The sequence below is a fragment of the Sporosarcina sp. P20a genome (assembly GCF_002743175.1).
In the GTDB taxonomy this organism is placed as follows: domain Bacteria; phylum Bacillota; class Bacilli; order Bacillales_A; family Planococcaceae; genus Sporosarcina.
Genome location: NZ_PDYT01000028.1, coordinates 23,365 through 33,112 on the forward strand (window position 1 = coordinate 23,365; position 9,748 = coordinate 33,112).

Below are 9,748 nucleotides of genomic sequence, written 5' to 3' on the forward strand. Positions count from 1 at the left end.
GAATATACAATTCATTGGTGCGATAGAACTAGTATATCACACCAATTAACTATCAATCTATGGAAATATAAATAAATCTCGTAACCACATCAGGTCATGGATGTACGAACCCCAGCTTATTCGACTCCGTCAGCCAGTTTTCAAACTGCGGAACCGTCAAAGGTTTCGAGAAATAGTACCCTTGGAAAGTCAAATCCGATTTCAAATCCAGTAAGAATTCCACTTGTTCTACTCTCTCTACACCTTCGACGACTATGGTTAGATCCATCGAGCAGCCAATCGCTATTATGGCATTTAGTACCGCGCACTTCTTCGCTGGTGCCGGTACCCCATCCGTAAAGGACTTATCGATTTTTAGCGTAGTAATGGGCATCTGCTGTAAAAAGGATAAAGACGACACGCCTGTGCCGAAATCATCGAGGGCAATTGAAAATCCATAGCGCCTGAATCGCTTCATCGCAGCAATAGCCTGGGTGGTGGACTTCGCCGTACTCGTTTCCGTCATCTCCAGTTCAATACGACCTGGATCCAGCCGGTACGCATTGGTTTCTTTCCATAACAGATCGAGTAAATGCGGATCGGTCACGTATTCACCTGGAATATTGATTGCTACTTGCGGTACATGAATACTTTGGGAATCCCAGTTATGAATCTGTCTGCACACTTCACGAATAATCCAGTCCGTCACTTCCCCCATTCGCCCTTCTTGCTCCAAGATTGGAACGAACGTAGCTGGCGGAATCGCTCCAAGTTTTGGATGCGTCCAACGGAGCAATGCTTCCACGCCAACAAATTCATGAGAAGTACCTTTTACTTTCGGTTGATAGACAAGATAAATGTGTTTTTCATCAAGCGCCTGAGAAATATCACGTAAAACATCTTGCTCGTAAGACATACCGTGGATGGCTGGATTGAACGTCATCAATCCCCATTCATGTGAAGCTGCCGCTTGTTCCACGACCATTAACGATTCTTTATATAACGTTTTCACAGACTTGTTCTGATCAGCCTTGGCTAAACCACATGCATAGCGCATCTCTTGGTTCTTAATAGGCAGTAGTTGATCCATTTCACGCTGCATGATGACTAAGTTTTTATAAAAATCTGCAGTTCGTCCTGCATGTTCGATACAAAAAAGAAAACGATTTCCGCTGACACGATACAGCTGAGCGTAAGAAGGCTTCCACTTCGCAAGCAACGATCCGATTTGCTGTAAAATCTTGTCCCCTTCTGAGTAGCCGTATAATTGATTGATGCGCGGCAGATCTGGGAAATTCCAAATCGCGACATCTCCCACTGCGACGTCTTCCGTCAAACAACGCTCCCAATTCCGCCGATTCGGCAGTTTCGTCAGAACATCGAAAAACTTCAGCCAATAATCGACGTAACGGTCAATATAGGAAGTCAATAACATCCCAAGTAGCAACAGCCCAACCCCAACGGCGATCAACGTATTCATAATCTCCATATGCATAACGGACTCACTTAACGCTTGTCCTTCTTCTATATAATAGTTGGTGCCGAATATGACAAAATAATGCATCGCTAGCGTACCTACTGTCAAATACAGTGTAGCGAACACTTTAGAGATCCCGACACGCTTCGCCTTACTCACTCCACGAATCGCTAGGTAGGCAAATAATCCACCCACTAGATTACTCGCAATCACTAATTTCCAATCAAAACTGACATGGGCATTCAGCTTGATTGCTTTCATGCCAAGTACATGCATAGTACTCATCCCAATCGCAATAAAGAGCGCAGCAATTACATGCCGCCAGCAAACTCTCAACGGACCTTGCACAAGTTGAAATGCCAGCAACATTGCAATAAAGATAGGTAAAATACAAATGATTGCCCAACCGTAATGTACATGAATCTCAATAGGCAACAATTGAGAATTAATTGTTAGAAAATGAGTAGACCAAATCCCAAATGCCAAGGACAAGGAAGTGAGTACCAACCATACGCCCCGTTTGAAGATACTTGGTTTTTGCATGCGTTCATATAATACGAGTGTGGTGTAGGATGCGAATCCCATCACTAAAAACGATAATAAAATCATCTTCAATGAATATGTTCCGAAAATTTGTGTGTATTCTTGGTAGTCTGGTGTCGAAAACATTCGCTCCACCTCCTCAATCCCTCTAAAAAGGGAAGTTCATACTAATTAATGATTCGAAGTGCTCATAAACAACCTTATACAAAAGGTGTTGCTTACTGTTTATTATTTACTATTCACCTATACTAGTCAATGATTTTCAGAGATAGCTACGACATTTTAATTTAATGTTACTAGGAATACTATATATTTCGACATTTAGACAGTGAAGCTCTTTTAGTTATCACAGTTTATGAAGGATTATGGTAGAATAAAGCAAATTACGGAATTGAAGGAGAGATCCCTATGCCCATCTATAATAAACTCGTACGCGACCTCATTCCCGTGATCCGTGATCATCGAAGCGGACGGAAAAACCTGCGTAACCCGTCTATTAAATGTTTCACAATACATAGCAGAAATAAACAATAAAATGCATGAAGAACTGGCTGAATACGAAGAAGCGAATAACGCGGAAGATGCTGTCGAAGAACTATCCGACTTACTTGAACTCATTCATGCAGCAGCTGCTTATCATGGTGTAACAGTAGAGGAACTGGAAGCTTTACGCGCAGAGAAAGCTAAACCACGTGGCGGATTTAATGAGAGAATTTATTTGGTGGAACTGGCGGATGACTAAACTTCGCCTACTGACGAAAAACTTGCTAGATGACTTAAAGCGGCTAACTACGGAAGGGGATACGATCTACTGGATGACAGCATTCATGATGAAATCTGGAGTAAACGAAGTACTCCCCGCTTTACGCGATGCTTCTTTGCGTGGCGCTGATATCAAAATACTGACCGGTGATTATTTATCGATTACCCAGCCGGATGCACTGCAATTATTACTTGAAGGATTACCGATTGCCGATTGCCGAACTTCGCATGATCGAAAGTGGCGGTACATCCTTCCATCCAAAAGCGTATCTATTCAAATCTCAAAACGGCTCCACCGTCATTATAGGATCTTCTAACTTATCGCGCTCCGCTTTGACAAAAGGTATCGAATGGAACGTCTGCGAATGAATTCATGAAGATGTTCTTATCGGCGAACACAGTACCAATCAACAATGAACAAATCGAATTGTATAGAACACGATACGATGAAACGAATCGCAAACTACCCTTTAGTTCAGTATGGGAACCTAAATCTGAAATCGAAATGACATTCGGTACCACAGAACAAGAAGAAAGCAGCACCGTCGATCCAACAGCACCTTATCAATCATCTGTCTTAGATCCACGCCCTGCACAAGAACTAGCTCTTACTGCGCTCAATCAAACCGCAAACACACACCGAACCCCAAATGGTAGATACTTTGAAAAAGCAACCCAAATTCATTTTATTTTAATTCTTTTTAATGGTTGAATAAATTCGTAATTATTGCATCCTATTTATCACGTTCGTATAACTACACTTTAACGAACGGTTTGAAATAGATAAAAAAACAGTGTAAATAATGTTCATAAATGTGTAAAAACACTTTGCGAACGTTCATTAATTTGCACATACTTATACGAACGATTTTCAGGTATACTATAAGGAAAGAATCTTTTTCGAGGTGAATTATGGAACAACGCAAATTTGGTTACATACGCGTCAGCAGCAAAGATCAAAATGAAGGTCGGCAATTGGATGCTATGAAAAAGTTAGATATTAATGAACGCGATATTTATTTGGATAAGCAAAGCGGAAAGAACTTTGAACGTGTAAACTATCAATTGCTTAAAAGGGTTATCCGAAAAGGTGACGTATTGTATATCCATTCGCTGGATCGATTTGGTCGTAACAAAGAAGAAATCCTGCAGGAATGGAATGATCTGACGAAGAACATCGAAGCCGATATTGTTGTAATGGATATGCCGTTACTCGATACCACGCAATATAAAGACAGCATGGGAACCTTTATCGCGGATTTAGTTTTGCAGATCCTTTCCTGGATGGCTGAAGAGGAACGAGAACGCATTCGAAAACGGCAGCGTGAAGGAATTGATTTGGCGTTGCAAAATGGGGTTCAGTTTGGAAGACCTAAAGTTCTGCTTTCAGAAGAGTTTAAAGAGGTTTATAGAAAATGGAAAGCTAAAGAATTAACAGCCGTGCAAGCAATGCAAGAAGCTGGGGTTAAGAAAACTAGTTTTTATAAATTAGTGAAAGCACTCGAAGGTGAAACATCGGGCACATTATAATAGAAGAAACTCTTAAAACCTCCTTTACCGAGAATGGCAAAAGAGGTTTTTTATATACTTACAACGACTGCTTTAAATTTTCGGAATTCAACAGTTTTATAATAACCAAGTTTATATCTCGTATATACCTATAAATATTTGTCCAAAGTTGTCTCAGATACCGTTAGATAATGCTGAACTAAAGTTTCAAGTGATTTATGTCCTGTTTGTTGCGCGATAGTTGGTAAATCTGCACCTGCTGTGTGCATCGCTACCACCTGGCTTTTTCTGAAATTGTATCCGGTAAGTCCCCCAGTCCACCGCTTCAAAGCCTTACAATAGCCTATTTCACTAATAACTGCGCTCTCATAGCGTTCATTCTTATATACTCTTCCTACAAAGTAATCGTCTGTTTTAAGATTGTATTCACGTATATATTCTTCAATTGCAATAATAACTTCTGGTGTGAGCCGTTTAGTATGCCACCTTTTTTGTTTCTTCAAATAAACATGAACGGATCTGTTTTTTAAATCAAAGTTTGATATTTTTAAACGAACCATTTCATTAGGTCGGTTAGCAGTTACAAGATTAACTAAACAAATTGCTTTTGCTCTTATCGGTAGCTTATTAAGAGTATCCATCAATTCTCTCTTATCAATGGCTGATTTTCCTCGAACCTGAATTAAATGGGCATATTCATCTTCACGATACATTTTCCGCATCGCTGAAAGCTCGTATGCAACTCTAGCCTCTCCTTTGAATTCTATACTATGCATTACACTTAAGTATTTTCTAATAGCTGCCAGTCTACGTTCCCATGTCGTTTTTTTTATTCTTTGTATGGTCAACGATATATATAAATAATCAAGCAGCGCCTCTGTTCCAACTATTTGACCCGTACGGGAACAATATTCCTTGTATCTTCGAATATCCCCTTCATATTGTCTTGGAATCTCCCCCATCTTTTTATCAATATGAATTTTTCTGTCGTGGTAACGTTTTTTGGTCTCACTTGTATCTTGGTGCTTTGCTAATTTGAAATCTGACATCCTTTTTCCTCCCCACTTATTTTAAAAACCAATCTTGGTTAACATTATTGACAGATTGATTTTTAAAAATAATTATGAGGCAATACAAAAGAGGTAAAGAAGTATATTAGAAACTCCTTGGCTGTCTCTTATAAACGATTGTTCTTAATATAATTGAATTTGCTTTTTTTCCTTTTAAATCATTTTGAAAGTTTTGTATAATTTCAGCCTGTAATATCCTGTTTAACTTTTGATTACAGCCAACGAAATGCACCAGTCGTGAAATAGATTATACCAGTGAATAACAGTACATTTACCATTTCATCCTTTCCGGACAATAAATATACTTTTCAGAAATGGAAATGTTATACTTGTTATACAAACTCGGCTAATTCGTAGTAAAGCCGATATTCCGTAAGCGGGCCATTTTAAAGAAATGAAATTGCTGACAGAAGACCTGGAGGGCTGTATTATGTCTGAAAGTAATAAGGATGTTATTGAAGAAGTAGGTCCAGATGAAAAAAGTGAAGAAGAAATAGAAAAAGAAAGATTTAAGAACGAGGAAAAAAAGAGTAAAGCAGATGAGTTATGGAAAGCTATTCAAGCTGGAGATGATAAAAAACTTACTACTCGTGTAGCAAGTATTTTGAATAGATATCCTAATACAAGAAATTCTGATCTTACTCTGCAAATGCAATACTGGCGTGTTTATAATGGTATAACTTCTGAAACTGTCAATTTAAAAGATCTATATAAACTAGAGCGTTTGACCTCTATCACAAGAGCTAGAGCTAAAATCCAAAATGAGTATCAGCTTTTCAGGGCAGATGATGAAGTAAGGCGAAGAAGAAGAACTCGAGAAGAGGAAGAAAAAGAAAGTCAGCTATTAGACAAACCTTCTTATAAATCAATTGATGTTTTTTCAGATGAGACTGGTAAAACTGCTGATTATGTATTTGTTGCAGGTGTTTGGTTTTTAGAAAGTCAAGTTGCCTCAAAAGTTCAACGGGACTTTGTTAAGTGGTCAATAGAAAAGGAAAAAGCGGGTGTGAATTTACCGAAAGAATTTCATTTCATGAAATTACAAAATAACAGCAGTGATCATTTAGAACTCTATAAAGAGTTTTTTGATCTTATTATGCAAAACAGTGCAATGATTAGTTTTAAGGCAGTTGGAGTAAATAAAACAAAAATTAATAGAATGTCAATATCCGATTTAGTTATCAAGCTATATTATCAATTTGTGAGATTAGGTGTTGATCATGAAATTAGTTCTGAAAGAATTTCATTACCTCATAAAATTAATTTAACAAAAGATTATGATGGAGAAAGTGAGTTAGTCATAGAGAATATAAAACAAGAAATCGGAGATAATTTTAAAATTCATCATGGAGATGATTTAGTAATGGATCAATTAATTTGCATGGATTCTCAGAAGAATATATTCTTACAATTTGCAGATTTGTTTGCAGCGTCGATTAACAGAAAGTATAACAATCCAGGTAATAATAATAAGGATAAGCTAGCTGAATATATTTTAGATGCCGTAGGAATAAATGAAATTAATATTTCTGCTCGTGAAGTCGAAAGAACAGATGTTGAAATGGAAGATAACAGTGACCATTCCGTTCTGTTTATGTTTGATTAACTTAATACTTCCTCAAGTAATTGGAATTGTGGATCTGATGTTCTTTTTTTGTTCAAAAGCTGCCAATTTGCAGAAGGAAAACATTGCAGTAATCAACGGTATATATCTAACTGTAGAGAGAGTGAAGATTCAAGAAGTTTATTCATTTGGTACGCCTAAACCTTTCACCATAATTAAATAAACTGGCCACTTTTTTAATATGCGTAGTTGATTTACTACGAAAATTAATTTGGGTTACTTCATAAAAAGCTAATACTAAATTAGACGCGGCTCATTCATTCTTTTAAAGAGGAAACCGCCTAATCTTAGACATTGAATTTAAGTTAAAAAGGGTGGTTTTGTAAAGTGGAAGAGAAAAATGTATGGGCAGAACCTGATAGCTTTGCATCGGTATTTCGCTGTACTACTCAAAAATATGCTGAAAACTTTTTTAAAAAGGGTGAGATTAAATTTAGCACCCCTAGCTCTTGGGTTAATTATGCTTTTGAAAAAGGCGAAGGGCGTGGAGACAAATTAGAAGGCACAATGGCGACGTTTAATATATTTGATATTGAGCGTGTAGATGAATTGAATCGGAAATATAAAAAGTATTCGGATTTAATACGTATGTCCCTTGGTGAGCGCGTTTACTTGAAGAAATCTAGAGATATGGAGTTGCCATGTTTTTGCTTTTATATTTTAAAACAAAGTATGTTTGATTGTCCTAATGAAGAAGGAGAAAGCAGATTATCAGCAACAGTACCAGCATCATATTTCAGAGACTTTATGGATGATCTAGATCCTCACGAAGTAGAGAAATTAAATCAAAATGATAAACCGGCAGTTATATTTATTAACAATTACAAGGAGTTTGAACAAAGAATTATCAATGCCCTTATGGCATTAGGACTAAGTAGAGAAGAAATTATTATTACACCCGTTCGCTATTTAGATTTTAATGAAAATGGTAAATATGGTTGGTGGGATTTTGGACAAAGACCACCTAAAGAATTAGCAATTAAGCATAAACGGTTTGAAAATCAAAGTGAAGCGAGAATAATCATAAATACGGATGACATAGGAATCAAAAAAATATTGGAAAGTCCAATTGAAATTGGTTCACTGGAGGATATAACTAACGTAAGTAATACATATCTTCATGAAGGAATATCGGTAAGTTTAACTGCAAATTTGAAATTCTTGGATTGATATTTACAATTATCTATAAAGGTAAAAACCTAAAGCGCTGACTTATACGAATTTATATTACATGGCTCATTATTAGTGTTTGCATATCTTCTTTTACTTGCAATAAGAATTTGAGAGAAATATAAATCATTAAACAAACGGGCCAGATTTAAGAAATGAATGTTAGAAATGGAGTAAGAAATATGGTTTTTATAGCATTACTAATAAGCATTTTAACTACTTATTTTTGGAGATGGGCTAGTCATATTTATATTGACATAAGCCGTAGTATGGCTGCTTCCAATTATCCAGGCGATATAACATTTATTGATCGAGTAGTATATCAGTTGTTTTTCCCAGCATCATTATTCGTCGTTTTATATATTTCATTGTTTTTACTAGCTCTTATTTTTAAAAATAAAATTAAAGAACTATCACCTAAAAGTAAGTTTCTATTTGTAATTCCGTTAGTATTCACGGTATACATTTCTATTGATTTATATATCTTTTTGTTCGTTAATTAAAATAACTCTAGAATCGGGTGCGATTGTTATGAAAGGAGAATCTTAATAAACTATGAAGAAAAACCAATCGGGTGCAATTCTTGCATAAGGTTTTTGCTTCAATCGGGCCAGATTATCAATAGATAAGGAGTATTCTTATGCTATATTTTACGCTTATTTCTGTAATTGTTTTTTCTGCGGTAATTAGTCCGGCTATCGGGTTTTTAGTTTACCAGGCAGGTAACAGATTCTTCTATTCCACTCTGATTCAGCATTCCTTGGGAATAGGAGCGACAGTGCTGATAGGTTGCTTTTTAACAAATTTGTTACTCTTCGGAATCTGGTACTATTACGTAATTGTTATAAGCCTGGGGGTAATTTTATATATTGTGTTCATAAAATCCTCGATGAACATGAAACAGCGGTAATTCTGTAAAAGGGTGCGTTTATGGAAGAGGCTTCTCTGTAGTTGGCTAGTTGATCTTCGCTACAGCCGGCGACTCCCGGAGGATCAGCGAGAGCCGTAACGAAGAACGTCTTTTGCGAGTGAAGCGTAGCGAGAAGGAGCACATCTTAGCTTTGACAGGTGAAACATCCGGCGAGCAACGTGAGGGGTGTGGTTCACCGCCCTCCCTCGGGAACGCGTCCGGCTGGAGCGCAAGTCAACGGACCTTGACCACTTTGCCTTTATCGGGGGCATTAACGGCAGAAGGTTAGTGCCTCAATCGGGCCAAATCGTTGTAACTATTTACTATCTCGTTCCGTCTTAATTAATGAGAACCTCCAGTGTGACAACGTTATGGTTTTTCTTAATGTGTTAACTGGCAGGATACGTTATTTAAAGTATGCTTTTCATCTGGTGCTAAAAGGGTTTGGAATTAATTGAAATAGAAGAGATGTGGAAAGGAAGCGGTTTGGATATATATTTATATTATTTTGGGTGTGGTATTCTTATTAGTAATTGCCTTAATGCTTTTTATAAGAACTAAATATGACAAGTACTGTGTTTTGCAAGAAGAAAGTGCATAAGTTTGCAATGAAAAATACACAAGCTTGCCAGCCTTCAATTTAGTTTTTATCTTTGTCGCGATAAAGCGTTTGTAACTCTGAAACTATCTCCAGTGAAATTCAA

General features: G+C 37.1%; 9 protein-coding genes and 1 pseudogene. 8 read left to right on the forward strand and 2 right to left on the reverse strand.

Translation table 11 applies throughout. The features are described 5' to 3' along the window. Nucleotides 1-94 precede the first annotated feature (94 nt). Complete coding sequence (locus tag CSV72_RS15245) at nucleotides 95-2,125, reverse strand: bifunctional diguanylate cyclase/phosphodiesterase (protein ID WP_099679067.1); 2,031 nt, start codon at nucleotides 2,123-2,125, stop codon at nucleotides 95-97. Nucleotides 2,126-2,407: 282 nt separating this feature from the next. Here CSV72_RS15245 and CSV72_RS15250 point away from each other — a divergent pair. From CSV72_RS15250 to CSV72_RS15265, 4 genes and pseudogenes are all read left to right on the forward strand, one after another. After that, nucleotides 2,408-2,741: pseudogene (locus CSV72_RS15250) on the forward strand (nucleoside triphosphate pyrophosphohydrolase). Next, nucleotides 2,734-3,078, forward strand: a complete 345-nt coding sequence (locus CSV72_RS17320) for a phospholipase D-like domain-containing protein (protein ID WP_233191325.1) — start codon at nucleotides 2,734-2,736, stop codon at nucleotides 3,076-3,078. The pseudogene CSV72_RS15250 and the gene CSV72_RS17320 overlap by 8 nt, the downstream one beginning before the upstream one ends. Nucleotides 3,079-3,134: 56 nt before the next feature. Continuing rightward, nucleotides 3,135-3,473 carry a hypothetical protein gene (locus CSV72_RS15260; RefSeq protein ID WP_143561184.1) on the forward strand — a complete coding sequence of 113 codons (339 nt, stop codon included), beginning with the start codon at nucleotides 3,135-3,137 and terminating at the stop codon, nucleotides 3,471-3,473. Between the two features lie 200 nt (nucleotides 3,474-3,673). Next, on the forward strand, nucleotides 3,674-4,291 hold the full coding sequence (locus CSV72_RS15265) for a recombinase family protein (protein ID WP_099679070.1): 618 nt from the start codon (nucleotides 3,674-3,676) through the stop codon (nucleotides 4,289-4,291). 128 nt (nucleotides 4,292-4,419) lie between these two features. On the opposite strand, the gene CSV72_RS15270 is transcribed toward CSV72_RS15265, so the two are convergent. Continuing rightward, complete coding sequence (locus CSV72_RS15270) at nucleotides 4,420-5,319, reverse strand: tyrosine-type recombinase/integrase (RefSeq protein ID WP_099679071.1); 900 nt, start codon at nucleotides 5,317-5,319, stop codon at nucleotides 4,420-4,422. Between the two features lie 451 nt (nucleotides 5,320-5,770). Here CSV72_RS15270 and CSV72_RS15275 point away from each other — a divergent pair, with 451 nt between their 5' ends. From CSV72_RS15275 to CSV72_RS16805, 4 genes are all read left to right on the forward strand, one after another. Further along, a complete protein-coding gene (locus tag CSV72_RS15275) occupies nucleotides 5,771-6,946 on the forward strand; it encodes a DUF3800 domain-containing protein (RefSeq protein ID WP_158232242.1) in 1,176 nt (391 codons plus the stop codon). Continuing rightward, the gene (locus CSV72_RS16800; RefSeq protein WP_099679073.1) at nucleotides 6,939-7,127 is read left to right on the forward strand and encodes a hypothetical protein; all 189 of its coding nucleotides are present in this window, start codon (nucleotides 6,939-6,941) and stop codon (nucleotides 7,125-7,127) included. The genes CSV72_RS15275 and CSV72_RS16800 overlap by 8 nt, the downstream gene beginning before the upstream one ends. A gap of 164 nt (nucleotides 7,128-7,291) precedes the next feature. Continuing rightward, nucleotides 7,292-8,134, forward strand: coding sequence for a hypothetical protein (locus CSV72_RS15285; RefSeq protein WP_099679074.1), 843 nt, complete (start codon nucleotides 7,292-7,294; stop codon nucleotides 8,132-8,134). 269 nt (nucleotides 8,135-8,403) lie between these two features. Beyond that, nucleotides 8,404-8,637: a hypothetical protein gene (locus tag CSV72_RS16805; protein ID WP_158232243.1), complete on the forward strand. Its 234-nt coding sequence runs from the start codon at nucleotides 8,404-8,406 to the stop codon at nucleotides 8,635-8,637. Nucleotides 8,638-9,748 lie beyond the last annotated feature (1,111 nt).

Coding starts and splice junctions, on each gene's coding strand:
- CSV72_RS15245 (WP_099679067.1), bottom strand. CDS start 2,125: ATGTTTTCGACACCAGACTACCAAGAATACACACAAATTTTCGGAACA.
- CSV72_RS17320 (WP_233191325.1), top strand. CDS start 2,734: ATGACTAAACTTCGCCTACTGACGAAAAACTTGCTAGATGACTTAAAG.
- CSV72_RS15260 (WP_143561184.1), top strand. CDS start 3,135: ATGAAGATGTTCTTATCGGCGAACACAGTACCAATCAACAATGAACAA.
- CSV72_RS15265 (WP_099679070.1), top strand. CDS start 3,674: ATGGAACAACGCAAATTTGGTTACATACGCGTCAGCAGCAAAGATCAA.
- CSV72_RS15270 (WP_099679071.1), bottom strand. CDS start 5,319: ATGTCAGATTTCAAATTAGCAAAGCACCAAGATACAAGTGAGACCAAA.
- CSV72_RS15275 (WP_158232242.1), top strand. CDS start 5,771: ATGTCTGAAAGTAATAAGGATGTTATTGAAGAAGTAGGTCCAGATGAA.
- CSV72_RS16805 (WP_158232243.1), top strand. CDS start 8,404: ATGGCTGCTTCCAATTATCCAGGCGATATAACATTTATTGATCGAGTA.